The organism is Phenylobacterium hankyongense, from assembly GCF_003254505.1.
In the GTDB taxonomy this organism is placed as follows: Bacteria; Pseudomonadota; Alphaproteobacteria; order Caulobacterales; family Caulobacteraceae; genus Phenylobacterium; species Phenylobacterium hankyongense.
This window is the reverse complement of sequence record NZ_QFYP01000001.1, coordinates 210782-232981: the sequence shown is the minus strand read 5'-3', so window position 1 is coordinate 232981 and position 22200 is coordinate 210782. Positions and strand designations below refer to the sequence as shown.

At 70.7% G+C, this 22200-nt stretch carries 20 protein-coding genes; 3 read left to right on the top strand and 17 right to left on the bottom strand.

Translation table 11 applies throughout. From position 1 onward, the window contains the following. Nucleotides 1–132: 132 nt before the first annotated feature. The 3 genes from DJ021_RS01030 to DJ021_RS01025 form a co-directional block, all read right to left on the bottom strand. Nucleotides 133–798, bottom strand: a complete 666-nt coding sequence (locus tag DJ021_RS01030; protein WP_111455755.1) for a DUF4142 domain-containing protein — start codon at nt 796–798, stop codon at nt 133–135. Between the two features lie 108 nt (nt 799–906). Then, nucleotides 907–1035, bottom strand: coding sequence for a hypothetical protein (locus tag DJ021_RS19250; RefSeq protein WP_279386479.1), 129 nt, complete (start codon nt 1033–1035; stop codon nt 907–909). Between the two features lie 189 nt (nt 1036–1224). Further along, on the bottom strand, nt 1225–2319 hold the full coding sequence (locus DJ021_RS01025; protein ID WP_243625874.1) for a beta-N-acetylglucosaminidase domain-containing protein: 1095 nt from the start codon (nt 2317–2319) through the stop codon (nt 1225–1227). 79 nt (nt 2320–2398) lie between these two features. Here DJ021_RS01025 and DJ021_RS01020 point away from each other — a divergent pair, with 79 nt between their 5' ends. Continuing rightward, the gene (locus DJ021_RS01020; RefSeq protein ID WP_111455753.1) at nt 2399–3553 is read left to right on the top strand and encodes a saccharopine dehydrogenase family protein; all 1155 of its coding nucleotides are present in this window, start codon (nt 2399–2401) and stop codon (nt 3551–3553) included. Between the two features lie 23 nt (nt 3554–3576). Next, a complete protein-coding gene (locus tag DJ021_RS01015) occupies nt 3577–4494 on the top strand; it encodes a sugar kinase (protein WP_111455752.1) in 918 nt (305 codons plus the stop codon). Between the two features lie 155 nt (nt 4495–4649). On the opposite strand, the gene DJ021_RS01010 is transcribed toward DJ021_RS01015, so the two are convergent. From DJ021_RS01010 to sfsA, 7 genes are all read right to left on the bottom strand, one after another. Further along, nucleotides 4650–6539: a DUF885 domain-containing protein gene (locus tag DJ021_RS01010; protein ID WP_111455750.1), complete on the bottom strand. Its 1890-nt coding sequence runs from the start codon at nt 6537–6539 to the stop codon at nt 4650–4652. 62 nt (nt 6540–6601) lie between these two features. After that, nucleotides 6602–7123: a hypothetical protein gene (locus DJ021_RS01005; RefSeq protein WP_111455749.1), complete on the bottom strand. Its 522-nt coding sequence runs from the start codon at nt 7121–7123 to the stop codon at nt 6602–6604. An 18-nt stretch (nt 7124–7141) separates the two neighbouring features. Continuing rightward, on the bottom strand, nt 7142–7891 hold the full coding sequence (gene radC, locus DJ021_RS01000) for a RadC family protein (RefSeq protein ID WP_111455748.1): 750 nt from the start codon (nt 7889–7891) through the stop codon (nt 7142–7144). A 58-nt stretch (nt 7892–7949) separates the two neighbouring features. After that, nucleotides 7950–11519, bottom strand: coding sequence for an ABC transporter permease/M1 family aminopeptidase (locus DJ021_RS00995; protein WP_111455747.1), 3570 nt, complete (start codon nt 11517–11519; stop codon nt 7950–7952). A 20-nt stretch (nt 11520–11539) separates the two neighbouring features. Continuing rightward, nucleotides 11540–12418, bottom strand: a complete 879-nt coding sequence (locus tag DJ021_RS00990; protein ID WP_111455745.1) for an ABC transporter ATP-binding protein — start codon at nt 12416–12418, stop codon at nt 11540–11542. Between the two features lie 103 nt (nt 12419–12521). Further along, the gene (gene map, locus DJ021_RS00985) at nt 12522–13346 is read right to left on the bottom strand and encodes a type I methionyl aminopeptidase (protein ID WP_111455744.1); all 825 of its coding nucleotides are present in this window, start codon (nt 13344–13346) and stop codon (nt 12522–12524) included. A 3-nt stretch (nt 13347–13349) separates the two neighbouring features. Further along, on the bottom strand, nt 13350–14069 hold the full coding sequence (gene sfsA / locus DJ021_RS00980) for a DNA/RNA nuclease SfsA (RefSeq protein ID WP_111455743.1): 720 nt from the start codon (nt 14067–14069) through the stop codon (nt 13350–13352). A gap of 57 nt (nt 14070–14126) precedes the next feature. Between sfsA and DJ021_RS00975 the strand changes: the two genes are divergently transcribed. Next, nucleotides 14127–14891 carry a competence/damage-inducible protein A gene (locus DJ021_RS00975; RefSeq protein ID WP_111455741.1) on the top strand — a complete coding sequence of 255 codons (765 nt, stop codon included), beginning with the start codon at nt 14127–14129 and terminating at the stop codon, nt 14889–14891. 4 nt (nt 14892–14895) lie between these two features. Here DJ021_RS00975 and DJ021_RS00970 read toward each other — a convergent pair whose 3' ends face one another. From DJ021_RS00970 to hutU, 7 genes are all read right to left on the bottom strand, one after another. Beyond that, nucleotides 14896–15594: a glycosyltransferase family protein gene (locus tag DJ021_RS00970; protein WP_111455740.1), complete on the bottom strand. Its 699-nt coding sequence runs from the start codon at nt 15592–15594 to the stop codon at nt 14896–14898. After that, a complete protein-coding gene (locus tag DJ021_RS00965) occupies nt 15591–17183 on the bottom strand; it encodes a phosphotransferase (RefSeq protein ID WP_111455739.1) in 1593 nt (530 codons plus the stop codon). Before DJ021_RS00965 ends, DJ021_RS00970 begins: the two co-directional genes overlap by 4 nt. A 6-nt stretch (nt 17184–17189) precedes the next feature. After that, nucleotides 17190–17564, bottom strand: coding sequence for an HAD-IIIC family phosphatase (locus tag DJ021_RS00960; protein ID WP_111455738.1), 375 nt, complete (start codon nt 17562–17564; stop codon nt 17190–17192). 58 nt (nt 17565–17622) lie between these two features. After that, on the bottom strand, nt 17623–17805 hold the full coding sequence (locus DJ021_RS00955) for a hypothetical protein (RefSeq protein ID WP_111455737.1): 183 nt from the start codon (nt 17803–17805) through the stop codon (nt 17623–17625). 59 nt (nt 17806–17864) lie between these two features. After that, nucleotides 17865–19508 (bottom strand): GMC family oxidoreductase, encoded by a 1644-nt coding sequence (locus DJ021_RS00950; protein WP_111455736.1) that lies wholly within the window; start codon nt 19506–19508, stop codon nt 17865–17867. Nucleotides 19509–19914: 406 nt separating this feature from the next. Next, on the bottom strand, nt 19915–20535 hold the full coding sequence (locus tag DJ021_RS00945; protein ID WP_111455735.1) for a HutD/Ves family protein: 621 nt from the start codon (nt 20533–20535) through the stop codon (nt 19915–19917). Then, nucleotides 20532–22199, bottom strand: coding sequence for a urocanate hydratase (hutU, locus tag DJ021_RS00940; RefSeq protein WP_111455734.1), 1668 nt, complete (start codon nt 22197–22199; stop codon nt 20532–20534). The genes DJ021_RS00945 and hutU overlap by 4 nt, the downstream gene beginning before the upstream one ends. Nucleotide 22200 lies beyond the last annotated feature (1 nt).

Here is a 22200-nt window from a genome sequence, read left to right as displayed (position 1 = left end):
TGTGGGCCCGCTGCGCATGCCGCCGCAACTAGCCCCGCCGCCCCGGCTTGGCAAACCGGCGGCCGGCAGGCGGACATGAAGACGGCGGCCGCCCCGGGGGGCGGCCGCCGCGTTCGAGGGAGATCGACGCGCCTACTTCTTGGGAGCCGAGGTCGCCCCGGCGTTGGCCGAGCCGCTCAGGCTCGCCTGGATCTGCTTGGCCTTGTCGAGGTGGGCCTGGACCTTGGGCGCGCCCTTGGCGGCCATAGCCTTGAGGCCGGCGTCGTCGCCGTTCTGGGCGTAGCCGTTGACCAGGGTCAGGGTCTCGTCATGAGCCGCGACCTGCTGGTCGATGTAGGCCTTGTCGAAGTCGGCGGCGCTGGCCGCGTTGAGGTTGTCGATCATGCCCTTGCGCCGCTGGTCGAGAGCGGTCGGCATGGTCTTGCCGGCGGCGGTCACCAGCGGCTTCATCTCGTTCAGCATCGCCGTGTGGTCGGTGACCATCATCTTGGCGAAGGCTTTCACGTCCGAGGACTTGGCCTTCTTCTCGGCGATCTGCGCGGCCTGGACCTCGTACATGTTGCCCTGGCCGGCGTTGTCGACGAAGGCGCCGGTGTCATGTGAGCCCATGGTGGCGGCGGAGGTCTTGCCGACCGCCGCGGCGGTGGCGTCCTGCACGGCGTTGACCGGCGCGGTCTGGCCGGGATTGCCGGTCTGGGCGCCTTCGGAGGCGTTGGGGTTGTTGGCGGCCGGCTTGTTGCAGGCGGCGAGCGAAAGCGCGGCGACGGCGGCTGCGCCGAGGAACAGCGAACGATGCATGGTGTGGCGTCTCCCTGAGGACTAGTTCGCAAACCCGGATCGGCAAAGCTGGTTCCCGGCCGGTTCAAGTTTTCGTGTGCGAACCGGGCCGTCTGCCGGAGGCGCCTCTCAGCCGCCGCGGATCAGGAAATCCAGCCAGACGGCGGCGCTGGCGGCGAGCGCCAACACCAGCGGCAGTCTCCTCCAGCGGATGGCGTAGCGGACCGGCTCCTGCCGCTCCCGTGCGACGTGGCGCATAGGCCCCTCCTGGCGAAAAGAAGGCCTCGCCGCCCCGCTGCGTGGGGGGAGGCATGACCGCCCGCGGACCCGGGGCAGGATCGTTCGCGGACAGCTGCGGAGCGGCGAGGACCTTAGGCTGCAAACTTACTTGTTGCGTAATTACTGTATTTCCGAGGCGGATCCGACGCAAGGGCCATTTGAGCGCAGCTATTGCGTTTGCAGTTCCTCGCCGGTGATCTCGTAGGCGCCTTCGAGCCAGGCGACGATCTCGCGGGCGCCCGGATGGTCGAAAGCCGCGTAGCGGGTCAGCAGGCGGGCCTTGCGGCTTTCGGGCGCGTCGAGCCCCCAGTCCTGCAGGGCGCTGAGGTCGGAGCGGACCAGGGCGGCGAGCTCAGGGCCGAGCACCGCGTTGGCCGCGCGGATGAAGGCCTCGCCGTACTGGTAGGCCTCGCCCTGGGCGTAGCTGTCGGCCAGCGTCAGGGCGGGGATGCGGCTCAGCACCGCCTGCGAGGCGGGATTCACGGCGTGGCCGGCGATGAGCGGCGCGATGGCGCCGGGCCGGCCGGTGACGGCGCGCAGGTGCAGATGGCGCGACATCCGCGGGCCATCGTTGACCGGATAGTTGTCCCACAGGAACGGCTTGCGGCCCATTTGTTCGGCGACGCGCGTCAGGTGGCCCGGGGAATATTCGGCGCTGCAGACCTCCTCGCCGGTCCACATGATCTCGATGGCGGAATCGAGCGCGGCGCCGAAGTCGGCGAGGTAGTTCTCCGGCCGCTGGCCGAACACCCGGTCGAGGATCGGGTCGTCGGAATAGTAGCTGGGGCAGACGATCAGCCGGCCGGCGTGGGTCCGCGCGCCGACCCAGTGGACGATCTCCGCCTGGCGGGCGGCGAGGTCCGGCAGATCGCCGCGCATGTCGTCGAACAGGATGGCGAGGTCCTCGATCCCCACGGCGTCGAGCGCGGCGAGCTTGGCGGCGAGCGCGGCCTTGGCTTCGGCGTCGAAGTCGAAATGCAGCTCATAGGGCGTCAGGCCCACGCCGAACCGGACGCCGGCGGCGCGGCAGACGCCGGCGAGGTCGGCCAGGGCCTCCAGGTTGGCCTCCGGATAGGGCTCGCGCCAGTCGCGGCGCAGGTAGGGGTCGGCCTTGGGCGCATAGAGGAAGAATCGATAGCCGTGCGGCGCGAGGAAGCGGACCGCCTCGGCCCGCTCGGCCCAGCGCCAGGGCCGGCCGAAGAAGCCCTCGATGATGCCCAGGTCCACGGCGTTCTCCTGCGTCGGGGCGGATAGTGACCGCACGTTGCGGCTCCGCAAGCCTTCAGGATTTGCGGCGCGGACGAGTTCCCGGCATGGTCCCGCGAAATATGGGGAGGCCGGCATGAACCCGGACGCCGAGTTCGACATCATCGTCTATGGGGCGAGCGGCTACACCGGGCGGCTGGTGGCCGAGCACCTGGCTGCGCGCTACGGCGTCGGCGGCGAGGTCAGTTGGGCGATGGCCGGGCGCAGCGCCGACAAGCTGGCCCAGGTGCGCGACGAGATCGGCGCGCCGCAGGAGACGCCGCTGGTGGTCGCCGACGCGGCCGATCCGGCCTCCGTGCGCCAGATGGTGCGCCGCGCCAAGGCGATCATCACCACGGTCGGCCCCTATCAGCTCTACGGCTCCGACCTGGTGGCGGCCTGCGCCGAGGCGGGGACGGACTACCTCGACCTCTCCGGCGAGCCCAACTGGATGGCGGCGATGATCGTCGCCCACGACGCCCAGGCCAGGGCCAGCGGCGCGCGGATCCTGCACTCCTGCGGGTTCGACTCGATACCCTTCGAGCTCGGCGTGTTCTTCGCCGAGGAGACCGCGAAGGCGAAGCTGGGCGCGCCGGCGCCGCGGGTGAAGGGCCGGGTCCGCGGCCTGCGCGGCGGCCTTTCCGGCGGCACCGCGGCCAGCGGTGCGGCGACCATGCAGGCGTTGCAGAAGGATCCCGGCCTGTTCGCCCTGATGGTCGACCCCTTCGCCCTCACGCCCGGCTTCAAGGGCCCCGGCCAGCCGCGCGGCGACAAGGCGGAGGAGGACCCCGACGTGGGCGGCGAGGTCTCGCCGTTCATGATGGCGACGATCAACACCAAGAACGTCCACCGCTCGAACCTCTTGATGGGCCATCCGTATGGGACGGACTTCGTCTACGACGAGATGGTGATCGGCGGCCCGAACGGCCCGGCCTCGTTCGAGGCGGTCGGCGCGGCGGGCGCGCCCAAGCCGGGCGAGGGGCCGAGCAAGGCCGAACGCGAGGCCGGCTTCTACGACATCCTGTTCATCGCCATCGGCGCCGACGGCCGCAAGGTGCGGGTCTCGGTGAAGGGCGACATGGACCCGGGCTATGGCTCCACCTCCAAGATGCTGGCGGAGGCGGCGATCTGCCTGGTCAAAGAATGTCCCGACACCCCTGGCGGCGTCTGGACCCCCGGCGCGGCGATGGGCCGGCGGCTGGTGGACCGGCTGGCCGCACGGGCCGGCCTGACCTTTACGGTCGAAGACTGAACACAGCGATTCGGAGCAGTAGAATGGGCGGCGTGATCGCGCTCGGCGAGTGCATGGTGGAACTGAGCCTGGAGGGCGGCCGACAGGCGGCGATCGGCTACGCCGGCGACACCTTCAACACCGCGGTCTACCTGCGGCGGCTGGGCCGGCGGGTGAGCTATGCCACGGCGCTCGGGGCGGACGATCCGTTCAGCGCCGGGATCCTGGCGCTGATGGCGCAGGAGGCGATCGGGACCGAGCTGCTGGCCAGGGTCGAGGGCCGGTTGCCGGGCCTCTACGCCATCGAGCGGGACGCGGCGGGCGAGCGGCGGTTCTTCTATTGGCGCGACCAGGCGGCGGTGCGGCAGTTCTTCCAGCTGGCCGACCTCGACGCCCTGCGCGGCGCCCTGCGGCAGGCGGAGCTGGTCTACCTCTCCGGCATCACGCTGGCGGTGGTGGGCGAGGCGGGCCGCGGCGTGCTCCTCGACCTGCTGGCGGACGCCCGGGCGCACGGCGTGGCGATCGCGTTCGACCCGAACTATCGGCCCCGCCTGTGGGCCGGCCCGGCGGTCGCCAGGGCGGCGATCGAGGCGGTCGCACCGCTCTGCCGCTACGTGTCGGTGAGCGGGCCGGACCTGGAGACCCTCTACGCCGCCTCGGTGGAGGCGGTGGCGGCCGACTGGGCAAAGCTCGGGCCGGAGGTGGTGGCGCGCGACGACGACCGCACGGTGAGCGTCCACGCCGCGGGCGAGATCCGGCGGTTCGCGCCGGACGCGCCGGTGCGGGCGCTCGACACCACCGGGGCCGGCGACAGTTTCAATGCGGGCTATCTGTCCGCCCGGCTGGCCGGCGAGAGCCCGGCCGAGGCGGTGGCGGCGGGCCGGCGCCTGGCGCGGGTCGTCGTGCAGCACATCGGTGCGATCATACCGACCGCCGCGATGCCGGACGGGGTCAAGGTCTAGCTGTCGGAGGAGGACCGGCCCAGCTGGAGAGGGGGCTCGTTTGGTGTGGGCCGGTCCGGTCCGGTCACGCCGACGGGGGATCCGCGTGCGAACATCGATTCAATTCCCGAACCTGTGTCGGGTTCCAGACAAATATGATCCGCGTGGAGCGGGCCTCAGAGCTGCAGCCGCCCGCCGCCCGCGACGTAGGAGTCGACCACGCTTGAGAGCACCGTCAGCGGCACCGAGCCGGTCTCCACCAACAGGTCGTGGAAGCGCCGCAGGTCGTAGCGGGCGCCCAGAGCCTGGCGCGCGTGGTCGCGCAGGCGGTTGATCTCGGTGTGGCCGACCTTGTAGCCGCAGGCCTGGCCGGGCGTGCCGGTGTAGCGGTCGATCTCGCTGGTCATGGAATCGCGGGTGCGGCCGGTGTTGTCCATGGCCCACTGGATCGCCTGCTCGCGGCTCCAGCGCTTGGCGTGCAGGCCGGTGTCGACCACCAGGCGCACGGCGCGGAACCGCTGGGCCTGCAGGTAGCCGAGGCGGCCGGCCCAGTCGGCGTCGTACATGCCGATCTCGTCGGCCAGCTGCTCGGCGTAGAGGGCGTAGCCTTCCACATAGGCGTTGAAGCCGGAGAGCAGGATGCGGATTAGCGGCAGCTTGCCGGTCTCGGTGAGGTAGGCGCCCTGCCAGGCGTGGCCGGGGATGGTCTCGTGATAGGTCAGCGTCGGCAGGCTGAACTTCGGCCAGTTCAGGGTCGACTTGAGGTTGATGTAGTAGGTCGAGGGCCGCGAGCCATCCAGCGAGCCGGTGTTCATGTAGCCCTGGCCGGCGCCGTCCTGGATGTCCACCGGCACGCGCTTGACCTGCACAGGCGCCTTCAGCTTCAGCGTGAACGCCTTGGGCAGCTTCGGCCGGACGGCGGCGATCAGGCCGTTCAGGTAGGCCAGCAGCTGGGCCCGGCCGGCGTCGGTGTCGGGGAACAGGTAGCGCGGGTCGGCGCCGAGCGCGGTCATCCGCTCGCCGACCGTGCCGTGCGTCAGGCCCTGGGCCTTCAGCAGGCCGTCCATGCGGGCCTCGATGGCGCGGTTCTGGTCCTGGCCCATCTGGTGGACCTGCTCGGCGGTGAGCGAGGTGGAGGTGCCTTCGCGCAGCAGCCAGGAATAGTAGGCCTCGCCCTGCGGCAGCCGCCAGACGCCGGCGTCGCGCCCGGCCTTGGGCTGCAGGCCCTTCAGGGTCTCAAGCTGGCGGGCCAGCGCCGGGTAGACCTCGCGCTCCACCAGGCCGCGGGCGCGCTCGGCGTAGTCGCCGGCCAGGTGCGCCTCCTTGACCTTGCGTTCGAGGGAGGTGACCAACCGGGCCTTGTCGGCCGGGACGGCCAGCAGGTCCTGCTGCTGGCCGATGGTGTTGGCGAGGATGAAGTCGGGGGCGATCACCCCCTGCGCGGCGTCGCGGCCGATGCGGTCGGTCTCCTGCGAGAGCATCCGCGACATGGCGTGCAGCCGGTCGAGGTAGGCGTCGGCGTCCTCGGGCGTCGCCACCTTGTGCTGGCTGTCGAGGAACTCGGGCACGGCGGAATAGGCGCCGCCCTGCTGGCTGACCACGTAGGGCGTGGCGCTCTCGCTCATCGCCGAGGACAGGGTGTTGTCGCCATAGTCGAACGGCGCGGCGTCGCGGCCGAGCTCGAGGGCGTAGGCGACCACGTCGCGGTTCAGCCGGGCCTGGGCGGAGAGGCCGGCGTCGGGGGAGGCCTGCAGCCTGGCGAGGTTGTCGCGGCAGAAGTTGCGGTCGGCCACCACCGCCGACCAAGAGCGGTCGGTGAGCTGCGACTTCAGTCCGGCGCGGCGGCCAGTGTCGAGGCCGAGGCTGGTGGCCTGCTCGGGCGAGGCGATCAGCAGCTGTTCGGACAGGTCGGCGAAGTAGCGGTCGAGGGCCGCGTCGCCCGGGCCCGCCGGCGTCGGCGGCGCGGCCGCGGCGGCGTGCGGCGCGACCTTGTGCGGCTTCGGCGCGGCGCCGATCAGGCCCGCGGCGGCGGCGGTGAGGAGGAGGTCGCGGCGGGCGAAGGACATGCAGGCATCCGGCTTCAGGGGTTGGCGGGACCGTAGGGCGCGGCGGGGGCGCGGAGCAAGCTTCAGCCGGCGGGCGGATCCCCCGCGCGGGGCGCCAGATAGGTGACCAGGTCCCAGGCGTTGCGGATGCAGGTCAGCAGCAGAACCACCAGGGTCACAGCGATCCAGTCAGGGGCGAACTCGGGGGCGGTCCACGTGCTGGCCGCCGAGGCGAGGAGGCCCAGGTAGATCGCCGCCGGCGCGACACCGTAGAGCCAGAAGTCCGACCAGTGCGCGGGCTCCGGCGCCCTGCCCAGGTGCAGCCGCACCCCGACCACGCTCGCATAGGCCAGGCCCAGCAGCGCGCAGCCGCCGATGACCGCGCCCGCCGCCTGCGCGCCGACCCGCGGCGCGACGCCGACCGCGCTGACCACGACGATCATCGCGAAGTGGAAGACGGTGGGGGACATGTAGAGGCTGGTCCCTCGCGAGGCGGTCGACCGGTCGAGGTTGGTGGTCAGGGTGACGACCACGAACAGCAGGCCGATCAGCGCGCCCGAGGCCGATCCCACCAGCAGGTAGAAGCTGTCCCAGCCTTCGAACATGCCCGTTCCCTTGGGTCGTCAGAACAGCCCCAGCGCCTTGAAGCTCGCCACGCCGTCGCGGCCGACCACCAGGTGGTCGTGCACCGAGATGCGCAGGGGCCGCCCAGCCTCCACGATCTGCCGGGTCATGTCGACGTCCGCCGCCGAGGGGGTCGGATCGCCGGACGGGTGGTTGTGCACCAGGATCACGGCGCTGGCGGAGAGTTCCAGGGCCCGGCGCATGACCTCGCGCGGATAGACCGGCGCATGGTCGACGGTGCCGCGGTTCATCACCTCGTCGGCGATCAGCTGGTTCTTCTTGTCGAGGAGGAGGACGCGGAACTGCTCGCGCGCCTCGTGCGCCAGGGCGGTCTTCACATAGGCCAGCAGCGCCTGCCACGACGAGATCACGGTGCGCCGCGCGACCTGCTCCCTGGCCATCCGCAACGCCGCCTCGTGCAGCAGCTTGAGGTCCAGCGCCACCGCCTCGCCGACCCCGGCCACGGTCCGCAGATCCTCCGCCGTGGCGCCCAGCACCCCGCCCAGGCTGCCGAACCGGGCGAGGAGCTGCTTGGCGAGCGGCTTGACGTCCCCCCGCGGCACCGAGCGGAACAGGTAGAGCTCCAAGAGCTCGTAGTCCGGCACGGCCGGAAGCCCGCCCACCTGCGCCCGCTCCCGCAGCCGGTCGCGGTGGCCCAGGTAGTGCGGCTTCGCCTTCGGCGCACGCTGGGCCGCCAGCCAGAGGTCCGGCTGGGCGGCGGCGTCCTCGACGGCGGAGCGGCGGTCCATGGGGCGGGAATGTTCCCTATGTGTTCACGACGCGCAAGGGCAAACTCAAGCTGGCAACCTACGACGTGACCTTGATGTCGTTGTCGTCGGAGTTGCGGTCGATCTCCTTGTTGTAGGGATCGACGCCGGCGTACTTCGGCGGCTTGTCGACGGTGACGGTGAAGGTCTGGACGCCGGACTGCAGCGGCCGGGTGGCGAAGTAGGCGACGTTCTTCGAGGAGAAGCCGGGCTTGCCGGGTTCGGCGGTGAAGACGCCGACGTCGAACAGTTCGCCGTTGATCGGCGTCGCGGTCTCCTTGCCCTGGCCGTCGGCGTAGACCTTCTTCGCGTCCACTGTGAGGGTCACGTCGTAGCGGCCGTCGGCGCGCTTCTTCACCACCGCGGTCTTGGTCTTCAGGTCGTAGAGGGTGATCTTCTCGAACAGGTCGGTGATCAGCTGCTGGTGCTCGGGGCCGGCCTCGGCGCGGAGCGCGTCGACCAGGTCCTGCGAGCGCGGGTAGGGCGCGCCCTTGAAGGCGTACTGGGCGAGCACCCGGCGCAGGGCGGCGTTGACCTTGTCCTCGCCGATCCGGTCGCGCAGCAGGTACATGACCAGCGAGCCCTTGCGGTAGTGGATGTAGGGCTGGTCCTCGACGCGGATCAGCGGCAGCTCCTCCACCAGCTCCCCGCCGCGCGAGCGCAGGTAGCTATCCAGCTCGCGCTTCAGGAACTTGCGGATGCCGTCGGGCCCGTAGGTCTTCTCCATGACGATCAGCGCCGAGTACTGGGCCAGCGTCTCGGAGAGCGAGGTCGCGCCCTGCATGTCGGCGCCGACGATCTGGTGGGCCCACCACTGGTGGCCGAGCTCGTGGGCGGTGACATAGGTCGGGTAGTCGATCTTGTCTGCCTTGGTGGCGTCCTGGATGAAGCCGATGCCTTCGGAAAAGGGGATGGTGTTGGCGAAGGACTGGGCGAACTGGGCGTAGTCCGGGAACTCCAGGATGCGGGCCTGGCGGAACTGGTAGGGGCTGAAGTTCGCCTGGTAGTAGTCGAGCCCCTTCTCCAGGGCGGCGGTCATCCGCTCAACGTTCCAGGGGTGCTGGGCGTCGTAGTAGATCTCCAGCGACACGCCCTTGTAGTTCACGTGGCGGATCGCATAGCGGGCCGACTGCACGGAGAAGAAGTGCAGCACCGGCGCCTCGGTGCGGTATTCGATGGTGCGCCGGCCGTCGGCGGTGACGTCGGAGACCTTGTAGCCGGGCGCCACCGGCATCTGGTCGGCGTCGGTGGCGACCGTGATGTCGGCGTTCACCCAGTCGGCGTTGCCGATGTAGTTGCGGGCCTGGGCCGCGCGGTCCTCGAGCTTCGGCGGGCGCAGTTGCGGCGCCAGGCCGTACTTGCGGCGCTTGGCGCGGTCCTGCAGCAGCATGTCCCGGCTCATGCCGATGGTGGGCGCGAACTCCTGGTTGTTGACGAAGGTCCCGTTGTCCACCAGCCGCGTGCTGTTGCCGGAGTTCTTGAAGCCTCTCTGGGCCATCAGGGTGGTGAAGCTCAGCGTCGCGCGCTCGCCCGGCTGCAGCGGCCGGTCGAAGGTGAAGATGCGGTAGTTGAACCGGTCGAAGGTCTGCACCTTGGAGGCGCCGGTGAGGGCCAGCGCCAGGGGCCTGGTGTCGCGGTCGAGGCGCACGTGCAGCTGGGTCACCGGGGCGCCGGTGTCGTTGACGAGCTGGTAGCTGCCGCGGGTGACCAGCCTGGGCTCGTGCGGATGCAGGTCGAGGTTCAGCTTCACGTCGGTGACGGAGGGCTGGGCCAGCTTTTCGTACTTCAGGAAGTGCTTCTCGTAGTCGGCCAGCCAGCGCTCGCCCTCGATGCGGTTGCGGTAGGGATTCCAGACGTTGGTGTTGAGGTAGATGAAACCGCCGAGGCCCACGAAGGCGATCAGCGCCAGGCCGGCGAGGATCCCCGGCGGCCCCACCAGCCGGCGCGGCAGGCGCCGGAGGCGGGGCATGAGCCGGGTCTCGGTCCCGCGCCGCCACAGGCCATAGGCCAGCACCAGCAGGATCACCGCGAAGGCCGACCAGTAGGCCCTGAACCAGGCGGCGAAGCGGGCGAAGTCGCCCTGGCCGTTCATGTCGGAGAGCGGCACGGTCGGCGCGCCGCCGTAGTTGTAGAGGTTGTGGTCGAAGCCCATCTGGTTGAGCGTCAGCGTGGAGATCAGGTAGATCACCATCAGGCCCCAGCCGACGAACTTGTGCGGCGAGATCGCCTGCAGGAAGACCGCCAGCACCGCGAGCAGGCTCCAGTCGATGGCGTTGGGGACGACGTACCACCACAGGTACTTGCCGAGTTCGATGTGGGTAAAGCCCTTGCCCAGCTGCACGGCGACGCCGGCCAGCACGCTCACCGCCAGGGTGGCGAACAGCACCAGGCAGATGGCCAGGGTCTTGGGCGCCACGAAGGCCCAGTCGGGGACCGCGGTGGCGTCGACGATCTCGTGCGTCTTGCGCTCGCGTTCGCGCCAGACGAGCTCGCCGGCGTAGTAGATGGCGACGATCATCACGATGAAGGTGAAGGCGCCGTTCAGGGTGCCGATCACCCAGCGGGTGACGGGATAGAGCGCCGCGCCGTTCTGCTCGGCGCCGAGCATCAGGCCGCCGACGGCGTTGAACAGGCCGAGCAGCAGCAGGACGGCGAAGGCCGGGCTCTTGAACACCTGGGCCATCTCGAAGCGGGTGCGCCTGGTGAGCTGCGCCCAGGCGGTGGCCGGGCCGAAGCGCGGCGCGGGCAGAGGGCCGCGGGCGACCGGCGACGGCGCATCCTGGGTGGCCGGCGGCTTCCTGGCGGCCTTCGCGCCCTTGGTCTCGAAGCGGAAGATCCCGTAGGCCACGGCCAGGAACCCCAGGGCCGCCGGGACCCAGATCAGCCGGTTGTAGAGCAGGGCGCCGGCGATCGCGGGCGTCGTGGTGTTGGCGTCGGCGGCGGTGAAGTAGCGGGTGGCGAGGCCGAAGGCGGCGAGGCCGAACGGCTCCAGCAGGGCGGCGACCTGCCGGCTGTCAGGGTCGCGCATCAGGGCGTTGAACAGCACATAGGCGACCAGGAATCCGGCCACGCCGAGATAGGTCGCCATCATCGAGCGGGTGGCGGTGGCGAGCGCGAAGAACGCCGCCGAGACCAGGAACAGGCTGGGCAGCGCCAGCCAGAAATAGGCGAAGGCGTAGTCGTGCAGCCGGTTCGGCCCCAGCGTCTCGCGATCCACCCACGGCATGAAGGAGCCGACGAAGATCGCCAGCGGGATCGCCAGGAACGACAGCGCCACGGCGACATAGGCGCCGGCGAAGCGGCCGAACAGGTAGTCGAACTTGCGGATCGGGGTGGAGCGGATGATCGGGCCGTAGCCGGTCTCGTCGTCGCGGACGATGACGTTGGCGACGAAGGCCGTCGACACGAACATGAAGAACAGCGTCATCAGCAGCGTCGTCTGGCCGATGGCGCTGGGCGAGTTCTTGTGGATGTTGCCGCCGGAGCCGATCTGGATCTGGTCGATGGTGACCGAGCCGAACACCAGCAGGAAGAAGATGCCCGCCGCGATCCAGAAGATCGGCTGGCGAAGTTGGTAACGCAGCTCGAAAGCCGCGATCTTGCCGAACATGTCGCGCGCTCCTGGAGGCGTCAGGCCGCGCGCCGCGAGGCGCTGAGGGTCGAGAAGTAGACGTCCTCCAGCCCGCCCTCGACGGGCTCGAAGCTGGCGCCCGGGCGGTCGTCGGCGAGCACGTGGATCACCGTGCGGCCGGCTAACAGCCGGGTGGAGATCACCTGGTGGCGATCGCGTTCGGCCTCCAGTTCGTGGCGGTCGATGGTCTTGCGCCAGATGCGGCCGGCGAGGTCGGCCATCAGCCGGGTCGGGGCGCCTTCGCGCAGGATCCGGCCGCCGGCCAGCACCGCCATGCGCGGGCACAGGTCCGCCACGTCCTCGACGATGTGGGTGGAGAGGATCACCACCACGTTCTCGCCGATCTCGGCCAGCAGGTTGAGGAAGCGGTTGCGCTCCTCCGGGTCGAGGCCGGCGGTCGGCTCGTCGACGATGATCAGGCTGGGCCGGCCGATCAGCGCCTGGGCGATGCCGAAGCGCTGGCGCATGCCGCCGGAGTAGCCGGCCACCGCCTTCTTGCGCACGTCCCACAGGTTTACCTGCTGCAGCAGGGCCTCGACGGTCTCCTTGCGCTCGGCCCGGCCGGCGACGCCCTTCAGCACCGCCATGTGGTCGAGGAGATCGTAGGCGGAGACGCGGGGATAGACCCCGAAGTCCTGCGGCAGGTAGCCCAGGGTGCGGCGCAGCCGCTCGGGCTCGGCGATGACGTCGATGTCGTCGAAGCGGATCGATCCGGCGGTGGGCGTCTGCAGGGTGGCGATCGAGCGCATCAGCGTCGACTTGCCGGCCCCATTCGGGCCCAGGAGGCCGAACATCCCCGAGCCGATCTCCAGATCGATGCCATCCAGCGCGCGCGTCTGGTTGGCGTAGACGTGCGTCAAACCCCTGATCGAAAGCATAGCTCACCCACCCCTTGGTTGCGGGCAAGCTGACGCACTTGCAGCCAGGGTGGCAAGTGAGGGAAGTGTAACCTTTCGGCGCAGGTTACGTGTGGAACTGAGCTTACGCGCTCTGGACCGGCGGCTTGAACTGGCCGGTGGGCGAGACGGTGAAGACCTCGACGCCGTCGTCGGTGACGGCGACGGAGTGCTCGCACTGGGCCGACAGCGACTTGTCGCGGGTGACCGCCGTCCAGCCGTCGGCCAGCAGCTTCACCGGGTGCTTGCCGAGGTTCACCATCGGCTCGATGGTGAAGAACATGCCCGGCCGCAGCAGCTCGCCGGTGCCCTTCTGGCCGAAGTGCAGGATGTTCGGCGCGTCGTGGAACACCTTGCCCAGACCGTGGCCGCAGAAGTCGCGGACCACCGAGCAGCGCATCGACTCCACATAGGTCTGGATGGCGTGGCCGATGTCGCCGGTGCGCATGCCGGGCTTCACGGCCGCCAGGCCGCGGTCCAGCGATTCGTAGGTGACGTCGATCAGCCGCTTGGCGCGCGGGGCCACTTCCCCGACCCCGTACATGCGCGAGGTGTCGCCGTGCCAGCCGTCGACGATGACGGTGACGTCGATGTTGGCGATGTCGCCTTCGCGCAGCGTCCGCTCGCCGGGGATGCCGTGGCAGACGATGTGGTTGGGGCTGATGCAGACGGTCTTGGTGTAGCCGCGGTAGCCCAGGCAGGCGGGCAGCGCGCCGTGGTCGAGGATGAACTCGCGGGCGAGCGTGTCGAGGTGGTCGGTGACCACGCCGGGCACGACGTGCGGGGTCAGCATGTCCAGGCACTCGGCGGCCAGCCTGCCGGCGCGGCGCATGCCGTCGAAATCCTCGGCGGTGTGGATCTTGATCTGGCCGGTCCGGTAGTCGGCGTCGAGGATGTCGGTCGAGGACATGGGCTACTCCGCGTCCGCTGTGGCGCCCCGCCAGGGAATTCGGCGGGCGATGCGGATCGCCTCGGGGCTTATGTCGCAATCATAGCACAGAACTTCAACGCCCTGCGTCGCGGCGTCCCGCAGACCGGCGGCGTAGGCGGGGTCGAGATCGTGGCAGGCTTCGAATTCGTCGCAGTCGGTGCGCTGGACCACGAACAGCATGACCGCGCGGTGGCCCTCCCGAACCATGGCCGAAAGCTCGCGCAGGTGCTTCAGCGACCGGGCGGCCACGCAGTCGGGGAACTCGGCCAGCGAGCCCCCGCGGCGCAGGTGGCAGTTCTTGACCTCCAGCCAGGCCGGCGGCCGGTCGGGATGCTCCAGCAGGAAGTCGACGCGGCTGTTGGTCCCGTAGCGGACCTCGCGGCGGTGGGTGGCGTAGCCGGCGAGCTCGGGGATGGCGTCGGCCGCCAGCGCTTCGGCGGTCAGGCGGTTGGGGTGCATGGTGTTGATCCCCACCAGGCCGCCGTCGGCCTCGACCAGCTCCAGGGTGTGGGCGAGCTTGCGCTTGGGGTCGTCGGAGCGGGAGACCCAGGCCGGCAGGCCGGGCGTGTTGAGGCCCAGCATGGCGCCGGGGTTCGGGCAGTGGGCGGTGATCTCCGTCCCGTCGTCCAGCACCACGTCGGCGAAGAAGCGCTTGTAGCGCTGCAGGAGGCGGCCGCGCGCCAGTGGTTGCGGGAAGTCCATGGATGGCTTTAGTCCGGAGGTCTGGAAGACTTCGGGATGTAGGCGAGGGCGTGGGCGATGGCGAGCGGCGAACAGGACGGGGTCACCGCCGCGGTGCTGATCATCGGCGACGAGATCCTGTCGGGACGGACCCAGGACACCAACCTGCGCGACATCGCCCGCTACCTGGGGGTCCACGGCGTCGACCTGGCCGAGGCGCGGACGGTGCCGGACGTGCACGAGGAGATCGTCGCGGCCTTGAACGCCCTGCGCGCCCGCTACGACTATGTGATCACCACCGGCGGGATCGGGCCGACGCACGACGACATCACCGCCGACGCGGTGGCCGCGGCGTTCGGCGTGGAACTCTACGAACACCCTGAGATCCTGGAGATGATGGCCGCGCGCTGGGGCGGCGAGGTGAACGCCGCGCGCCGGCGGATGGCGCGGGTGCCGGTGGGCGGCGAGCTGGTGAAGAACCCGGTGCAGGGCCCGCCGGGCTTCACCATCGGCAACGTCTTCGTCCTGGCCGGCGTGCCGCAGATCATGCGCGGCATGCTGGAGGACGTGGGTCACCGTCTGCGCGGCGGGGCGGTGACGGTGTCGCGCACGGTGCGGGTGGAGGGCTCCGGCGAAGGGGTGATCGCCGCGCCGCTGGAGGCGGTGGCCAAGGCCCATCCGGCGATGTCGCTGGGCAGCTATCCGTTCTTCGGGCCGGAGGGCTATGGCTCGAACCTGGTGCTGCGCGGGCGCGACCCGGCGGAGCTGGAGGCGACGGTGGGCGAACTGATCGAGGCGCTGAAGGACGCCGGCGTCGGCGACGTGCGGGAAATCGCCGCCTGAGGCTCTACTGCAAGGCCTCATACTCTGCGGGCGTGCCGCAGAAGATCACCTCCTCGCGGGCGATCTCGCGCCAGGCGATGCGGCGGCCGTCCGCCAGCAGGTGGTTGTACAGCGGCGCGACGTAGAGCTCCGCAGCCTGCGGCGCAGCGCGTTCGGCGGCCAGCGCCGCGCGGAAGTCCTCGGCCTGGGCGAAGTGGTAGAGCCCCGTGCAGCAGAGGTCGGAGATCGGCTGCTTCTCGGCGGTCGCCACCGCCCACGGCTCGGGGCCCGGCGCGGGCTTGACGTAGGACCAGTTGGCCCCCGAGCCGCGGAACACCTCCAGCCAGCCGTCGGCGGTGTCGAACAGGCCGCCGGGGAAGGTGAAGCCCGGGCGGAAGGTGTCGATGTTGAAGATGGTCAGCGGGCCGGCGGCGCCGATGGCGTCGAGGCCGAGCTCTACGGTCTCCGCCTGGCCGGCGGTAGGTCGGTCGAGCGGAACCACCACGACCTGGGCGACGCCCAGCGCGCGGGCCTCGGCGCGGACGAAGGCCTCGGCCCCGGCGGCGGCGATGAACAGGAATGGGGTGCGGGCGAACTCGGCCTCGAAGCCGGCGACCGCGTGGGCGAAGACGCTGCGGCCCTTGAGGTCGAGCTCATACTTCGGCCGCGTGTAGCCGGCGTCGACGAACCGCTGCGAGCGGCCGGCCATCGGGATGACGATCACGCGTCCAGCTCGCGCCAGAGCCGGAGCGCATTGGCCACGAAGGCCTGCTGCCGGTCGGGGCGGTCGGCGTGCAGCGGCAGCATCGACAGGAACAGGCTGGCGGTCACCGCCCGCACCGGTTCGGAGAGGCCGCCGACCCCGTCCACCGCCAGGTCGCCGAGCGCGGCCTCCAGCCAGGGCTGGCAGGCCACCGGATCGAACTCCAGGGCGCAGTCGTCGCCGTCGGCGGTCAGTCGGTAACGGCCGGCGACGATCTGGTCGTAGCGGCCGACCACCGAGTGGGCGAGCTTGGCGAGGTCGTAGCGGATGTCGCCGAACAGGGTCGGCGTCTCGCCCACCAGGCCGCGAGGGTCGATGGCTTTGATGCGCCGCACACGGCTGTCGTAGAGGACGTTGGAGAAGCAGAAGTCGCCGTGCATGGCGCAGTCGAAGCGGCCGCTGGTCAGGTGCATGGCCGGAACCAGCCGCTCGGCGATCTCCACCAGCGAGGGGCAGGGCCGGCCGTTGTAGCGCAGCGGACGGGTGACGGCCTCGCCGGTGGCGCGGGCGAAGGTCTCCAGCCGGGCCAGGGTCTTGTCGGCGGCGAGTGCGCCGAGCGCCTGGTCGCCGGAGGCGTCGCCGCGGGTGGCCGCCAGCGCGCCCAGGAAGTCCTCGCAGGAGGCCAGGATCCGCAGCCAGGGCTTGCGGCCCACCGCGCCGTAGACGAACAGCTCCGACAGCACCGGCAGGAACTCGTATTCGGTGTCGTAGTAGGTCCGGCCCTGCTCCAGGCCGAAGCCCAGCAGGCGGGCGGTGTAGATCTGCACCGACGGCGGCGCGGCCTGCAGCCAGTGGGCCTCGGCGCGCATCTTCGCGGTGTCGTCGCTGGACTTGCGCGCCGTCAGCCCATCGATGCGCACGGTGTTGAAGGCCCGCGCCGTGGTCACCGCCAGGCGCGACTGGAAGAAGGTGGTGAGGTGGCCGAAGTCCAGCCAGTCGGCGGCCGCCACCAGCCGCACTTCGCGACTCGCCAGGTAGTGGTTCACGCCGGCCAGGAAGTCGCCGCGCTGGCGGGTCAACGAGCGCAGCAGCTCGAGGCCCGAGGCGAAGGCGAAGTAGCCGGCGGCGATCGGCCAGCCCTCGTGGCCGTCCTCTCCCGCCGGGGTGTTGGCCAGCGCGCGGATGCGGCCGGTTTCGTCCGCCTCGACCTCGGCCCAGGCGTATTCGTTGGCCCGCGGGCCGCCGACGATCAGGTCGTGCTCGGCAACCGGCGGGTGCGGGATCAGGGTGTCGCCGTGCAGCAGGTGGACGGGGACGTCGCCGGCGCCGATGGCGTTCAGCGCATAGACCACCGCCTCGCCGAGCCTCAGGCCCTCGGGGATCGGCACGATCTCGACCCCGAGCTCGGCCAGTCGCGCCGCGTCGTGCTCCGGCACGGCGAAGGTCTCGGGCAGCACCAGGTGAACCGGCCCAGCGCCCTCCAGGCTCTGGAGCTGCAGTTCGTAGAGCCGCTGGACGCCGACCGGCAGGAAGCTCGGCGGCAGCGGGCCGAACTCGGCGGCGAGCTCCTGGCCGACGCCCGCGCCGGACATGATCAGCCGCACCGTCATCGGCGCTCAGGCCTCGCGGGCGAGGAGGGCGTGGATCTCCTCGAAACTCAGGGCGAGGAATTCGGAGGGCCGGATCGCCTTGTCGTCGACGTAGAAGCCCTGCGTCCCGCACCACGGCTTGCCGACGTGGATCTCGTCGTAGGGGATGTCGTGGCGGGCCAGCCAGTCGAGGATGACCGGCAGGGTGTTGGCGTTGATCTTGCCGATCTGGCCCCCGTAGGTGCGCATGTTGCGCGACGAGGCGATGACGATCTCGAAGCCCTGGTCGCGGTAGGCGCGCAGCTTCTCGACCATGGCGGCGTTGGGCCGCCGCGCAGCGTAGTCCGCCGACGGGTCGTCGTGGGTCAGGGTGCCGTCGAGGTCGAAGACCAGCCGTTTCATGGAAACGCTCCGAAGCCGTCGGAGCGGTTTACGGCGATTCTGGAGGCCGGCTGCGGGTTCAGGGCTTGCCGGTCAGGTCGTGCCGTCCGAGGTCGGCGGCGATCAGGCCCAGCACGCAGGCGACCACGAAGGTGACGATCATCGCGATCTGCGGCCGGTTGCGCCAGAACCAGCGGTTCAGGCGCCGGCCCAAGGCGAAGGGTCGGCGGCCCAGCCGCTTGCCCACGATCACTGCCGGCATGGTGTCCCCCCAACCGCCGCCTGTGTTGGCCAAGGCTTAGCTTGACCGTAGATGGGCGCCTATTGGGACCGATGGGCGCAGGGCTCGCGGCCGTCCTCCAGCACCATGGCGGCGCCCTTCTCGGCGATCATCAGGGTCGGCGAGTTGGTGTTGCCGGAGGTGATGCGCGGCATGGCCGAGGCGTCGATAACCCGCAGGCCGGCGAGGCCGCGCACCCGCAGGCGCGCATCCAGCACCGCCAGGGCATCGTCGTCCGCGCCCATGGCGGCCGTGCCGACCGGGTGGAAGATGGTGGTGGCGAGCGCGGCCGCCGCCGCGGCAAGCTCGGCGTCGGAGGTGAGCTCCGCGCCCGGCCGGAACTCCTGTGGATGATATCTCGCCAGCGGCGCCTGGCCGACGATGCGGCGCGCCAGGCGCAGCGCTTCGACGGCGACGCGGCGGTCGGCGTCGGTCGACAGGTAGTTGGGCGCGATCACCGGCGGCGCGGCGGGGTCTGGGCTGGCGAGTCCCACGCGGCCGCGGCTGGTGGGGCGCAGGTTGCAGACGCTTGCGGTGAAGGCGCCGAACGGGTGCATGCCCTCGCCCCACTTGTCGAGCGACAGGGGCTGGAAGTGGAACTGCAGGTTGGGGGTGGCGTACTCCGGCCCGGAGCGGGCGAACATGCCGAGCTGCGAGGGCGCCATGGTCAGCGGCCCGGTGCGGCGCAGCGCATATTCCAGGCCCATGAACGCGCGCTTGAAGAGGTTGGCGTACTCGGTGTTGAGCGTGCGCACGTCCGAGACCTTGTAGACCGGCCGCAGCTGCAGGTGGTCCTGCAGGTTGGCGCCGACGCCGGGCAGGTCGTGGACGACCGGAACGCCGAGCGGGGCCAGGGCGGCGGCGTCGCCGACCCCGGACAGCTGCAGGATCTTCGGCGAGCCGACGGCGCCGGCGGCGAGGATCACCTCGGCTTCGGCGCGGGCGTGGAAGCGCTCGCCGCCGCGGCTGAACACCAGGCCGGTGGCGCGGCGGCCCTCGAAGGTGACGCGTTCCGCCTCGACGCCGGTCTCCAGGCGCAGGTTCGGGCGATTGAGGACCGGCTTGAGGAAGGCGGTGGCCGCGCTCCAGCGTCGGCCGGCGCGCTGGTTGACCTGGAAGTAGGACGAGCCCGCGTTGTCGCCGCTGTTGAAGTCCTCGACCTTGGCGATCCCGGCGGCCTCGCCGGCGTCACGGATGGCGTCGAGGATCTCCCAGCGCACCCGCGGATGCTCCACCCGCCACTCGCCGCCGGCGCGGTGGTGCTCCCCGGACGGCGACACATGGTCCTCGTGGCGCAGGAAGTAGGGCAGCACCTCGTCCCAGCTCCAGCCGGCCAGGCCGAGCTGGCGCCAGCCGTCGTAGTCGGCGGCCTGGCCGCGCATGTAGATCATGGCGTTGATCGCCGAGGAGCCGCCGATCACCTTGCCGCGCGGATAGGCGAGCGCGCGCCCGCCGAGGCCGGCCTCCGCCTCGGTGGTGAACATCCAGTCGGCGCGCGGATTGCCGATGGCGAACAGGTAGCCGACCGGGATGTGGAACCAGATCCAGGAGTCCGCGCCGCCCGCCTCCAGCAGCAGCACCCGGTTGCCCGGGTCGGCCGAGAGGCGGTTGGCCAGCAGGCAACCGGCGGAGCCCGCGCCGGCGATCACATAGTCCCAGGTCCCGAAGTCCGCCGTCTCGCTCAAAGCTGCGCCCCTAAGACTGGGCCGTGTGTAGCACGCCTGATCAACGGTAGACGGTTCCCCCACGGCTGTGGCAAGCCGAACGGGCTGCGCGGGCGTGGCGAAATTGGTAGACGCAACGGACTTGGGCTTCGGCCTTGAGTGCGCTGGGGGAAACCCCGGACGTAGAACCGCTCAAACTCGGGGAACCCTGTGAAATGGCGATCCCGAGCCAAGCCCTGGGAGGGTCTTCCGGGGAAGGTGTAGAGACTAGACGGGCGGCGCCTTAGGCCTTCGGGCGATGGCGAAGGGATAGTCCAGACCACGAACGCCCTGGCTCAAGGGGCGGCGGCGAAAGCCGAAGTGGTATGAAAATCCGTAGGGCCGCGAGGCTCGTGCCGGTTCGACCCCGGCCGCCCGTACCAGCCGCTCATTGCTCCGCCTGCTCGGCGAGGGGCGGAGCGGCCCGTCGCGATCGCAACAGCTCGACGACGAGGATGCGGGCCGCCGCGTGCCTGGGCGCCAGGTCGATCCGGTCGCCGTGGGCCAGGAGCAGGGCGTCGCCGGGGGCGAGCTGGCGAGCCGACCGCGCGGCGGCGACCTCGCAGGCGTCCAGCAGCAGGATCAGGCACGCGTCGGTCTTGGCGGCCAGCTGGGCCGCCGCGCCGAGGGTTCGGCGCTGCAGGCGGGCCGACCAGGCGCCGCGCCGGGTCATGATGTTGAGGTCCGTCACCGGCCCGCCGACCAGGCTGGCGGCCGCGGCGACGTCGCCCGGGAAGGTGATCGGATCGTGGTCCGGGCCGAGGCGCACGGGCGAGGCGCCGTCGATCCGTAGCTCCAGGCCGTCGCCCTCCAGGACCGCCAGCGTGCGCTCGACGCCTCCGAAGAACGAGAACGGCCCGTCAGCCGCCACGAGGGCCGTGCTCGCCCGCCACTCGAACGTCTCCAGGTCCGCCCCGGGCGGGTAGACGGCGATCTCCCGGGTGACGCCGCCGCCATTCTTCCAGGGCGCGGCCTGGCGATCGGCCGCCGCGAGGACGGTCAGCGTCATCCGAGGATGCCCGGCAGGTCCAGGCCCTTGTCCCGCGCCACCTGCAGGGCGATGTCGTAGCCGGCGTCGGCGTGCCGCATCACGCCGCTGGCCGGATCGTTCCACAGGACCCGGGCGATCCGCCTGGCCGCCGCCTCCGTGCCGTCGCAGACGATCACCATGCCCGCATGCTGCGAAAAGCCCATGCCAACCCCGCCGCCATGGTGCAGCGAGACCCAGGTGGCGCCCGAGGCGGTGTTCAGAAGGGCGTTGAGGAGCGGCCAGTCGGACACCGCGTCGGAGCCGTCGCGCATGGCCTCGGTCTCCCGGTTGGGGGACGCCACCGAGCCGGAGTCCAGGTGGTCGCGGCCGATGACGATGGGCGCCTTCAGCTCGCCCGAAGCGACCATGGCGTTGAACGCCAGTCCCAGCCGATGCCGGTCGCCCAGGCCCACCCAGCAGATCCGCGCCGGCAGGCCCTGGAACCGGATCTTGCGGGCGGCCATGTCCAGCCAGTTGTGCAGGTGCGGGTTGTCGGGGATCAGCTCCTTCACCTTGGCGTCGGTGCGGGCGATGTCTTCCGGATCGCCGGACAGCGCCACCCAGCGGAACGGGCCGATCCCGCGGCAGAACAGCGGACGGATATAGGCCGGCACGAAGCCCGGGAAATCGAAGGCGTTGGCGACGCCGGCTTCCTTGGCCATCTGCCGGATGTTGTTGCCGTAGTCGACGGTCGGGACGCCGGCCGCCTGGAAGTCCAGCATGGCCTGGACGTGCTCGGCCATCGACTCGCGGGCGGCGGCCTCGACCTGGGTCGGATCCTGCGCGCGCATGGCCGCCCAGCGCTCCAGGCTCCAGCCCCTGGGAAGATAGCCATTGATCGGATCGTGGGCGGAGGTCTGGTCGGTCAAGAGGTCGGGCCGCACGCCGCGGGCGTAGAGGGCGGGCAGCAGCTCCGCCGCGTTACCCAGGAGGCCGACGGACACCGGGGTCCTGTCGCGGCAGGACCTCGCGACGATCTCCAGCGCCTCGTCGAGGCTCTCGGTGGCGCGGTCGAGATAGCCGGTCCGCAGGCGCATCTCGATCCGCGAGGGCTGGCACTCGATGGCCAGGCACGAGGCGCCGGCCATCACCGCCGCCAGCGGCTGGGCGCCGCCCATGCCGCCGAGGCCCGCGGTCAGCAGCCAGCGGCCGGAGAGGTCGCCGCCATAATGCTGGCGGCCCATCTCCACGAAGGTCTCGTAGGTGCCCTGAACGATGCCCTGGGCGCCGATGTAGATCCACGAGCCGGCGGTCATCTGGCCGTACATGGCCAGGCCCTTGCGATCGAGCTCGTTGAAGTGTTCCCAGGTCGCCCAGCGCGGCACCAGGTTGGAGTTGGCGATCAGCACCCGCGGCGCGTCGGCATGGGTGCGGAACACGCCCACCGGCTTGCCGGATTGCACCAGCAGCGTCTCGTCGTCCTCCAGCCGGCGCAGGGTCTCGACGATCTTGTCGAAGCTCTCCCAGTCGCGGGCCGCGCGGCCGATGCCGCCGTAGACCACCAGCTCCTCCGGCCGCTCGGCGACATCGGGATGCAGGTTGTTCATCAGCATCCGCAGCGGCGCTTCGGTGAGCCAGCTCTTCGCCGAAAGCTGCGTGCCGGTGGCGGCGCGGATGGTGCGAGTGTTATCGATGCGGGTCATC

What these genes read in the sequence shown, in the direction of transcription:
- map (WP_111455744.1), bottom strand. Translation starts at nt 13,346, where the DNA reads ATGTCCTCGACCGACATCCTCGACGCCGACTACCGGACCGGCCAGATC.
- DJ021_RS01020 (WP_111455753.1), top strand. Translation starts at nt 2,399, where the DNA reads ATGAACCCGGACGCCGAGTTCGACATCATCGTCTATGGGGCGAGCGGC.
- DJ021_RS19250 (WP_279386479.1), bottom strand. Translation starts at nt 1,035, where the DNA reads ATGCGCCACGTCGCACGGGAGCGGCAGGAGCCGGTCCGCTACGCCATC.
- DJ021_RS01010 (WP_111455750.1), bottom strand. Translation starts at nt 6,539, where the DNA reads ATGTCCTTCGCCCGCCGCGACCTCCTCCTCACCGCCGCCGCCGCGGGC.
- DJ021_RS01005 (WP_111455749.1), bottom strand. Translation starts at nt 7,123, where the DNA reads ATGTTCGAAGGCTGGGACAGCTTCTACCTGCTGGTGGGATCGGCCTCG.
- DJ021_RS00995 (WP_111455747.1), bottom strand. Translation starts at nt 11,519, where the DNA reads ATGTTCGGCAAGATCGCGGCTTTCGAGCTGCGTTACCAACTTCGCCAG.
- DJ021_RS00960 (WP_111455738.1), bottom strand. Translation starts at nt 17,564, where the DNA reads ATGAAACGGCTGGTCTTCGACCTCGACGGCACCCTGACCCACGACGAC.
- radC (WP_111455748.1), bottom strand. Translation starts at nt 7,891, where the DNA reads ATGGACCGCCGCTCCGCCGTCGAGGACGCCGCCGCCCAGCCGGACCTC.
- sfsA (WP_111455743.1), bottom strand. Translation starts at nt 14,069, where the DNA reads ATGGACTTCCCGCAACCACTGGCGCGCGGCCGCCTCCTGCAGCGCTAC.
- DJ021_RS01030 (WP_111455755.1), bottom strand. Translation starts at nt 798, where the DNA reads ATGCATCGTTCGCTGTTCCTCGGCGCAGCCGCCGTCGCCGCGCTTTCG.
- DJ021_RS00955 (WP_111455737.1), bottom strand. Translation starts at nt 17,805, where the DNA reads ATGCCGGCAGTGATCGTGGGCAAGCGGCTGGGCCGCCGACCCTTCGCC.
- DJ021_RS00945 (WP_111455735.1), bottom strand. Translation starts at nt 20,535, where the DNA reads ATGACGCTGACCGTCCTCGCGGCGGCCGATCGCCAGGCCGCGCCCTGG.
- DJ021_RS00990 (WP_111455745.1), bottom strand. Translation starts at nt 12,418, where the DNA reads ATGCTTTCGATCAGGGGTTTGACGCACGTCTACGCCAACCAGACGCGC.
- DJ021_RS00975 (WP_111455741.1), top strand. Translation starts at nt 14,127, where the DNA reads ATGGCGAGCGGCGAACAGGACGGGGTCACCGCCGCGGTGCTGATCATC.
- hutU (WP_111455734.1), bottom strand. Translation starts at nt 22,199, where the DNA reads ATGACCCGCATCGATAACACTCGCACCATCCGCGCCGCCACCGGCACG.
- DJ021_RS00965 (WP_111455739.1), bottom strand. Translation starts at nt 17,183, where the DNA reads ATGACGGTGCGGCTGATCATGTCCGGCGCGGGCGTCGGCCAGGAGCTC.
- DJ021_RS01015 (WP_111455752.1), top strand. Translation starts at nt 3,577, where the DNA reads ATGGGCGGCGTGATCGCGCTCGGCGAGTGCATGGTGGAACTGAGCCTG.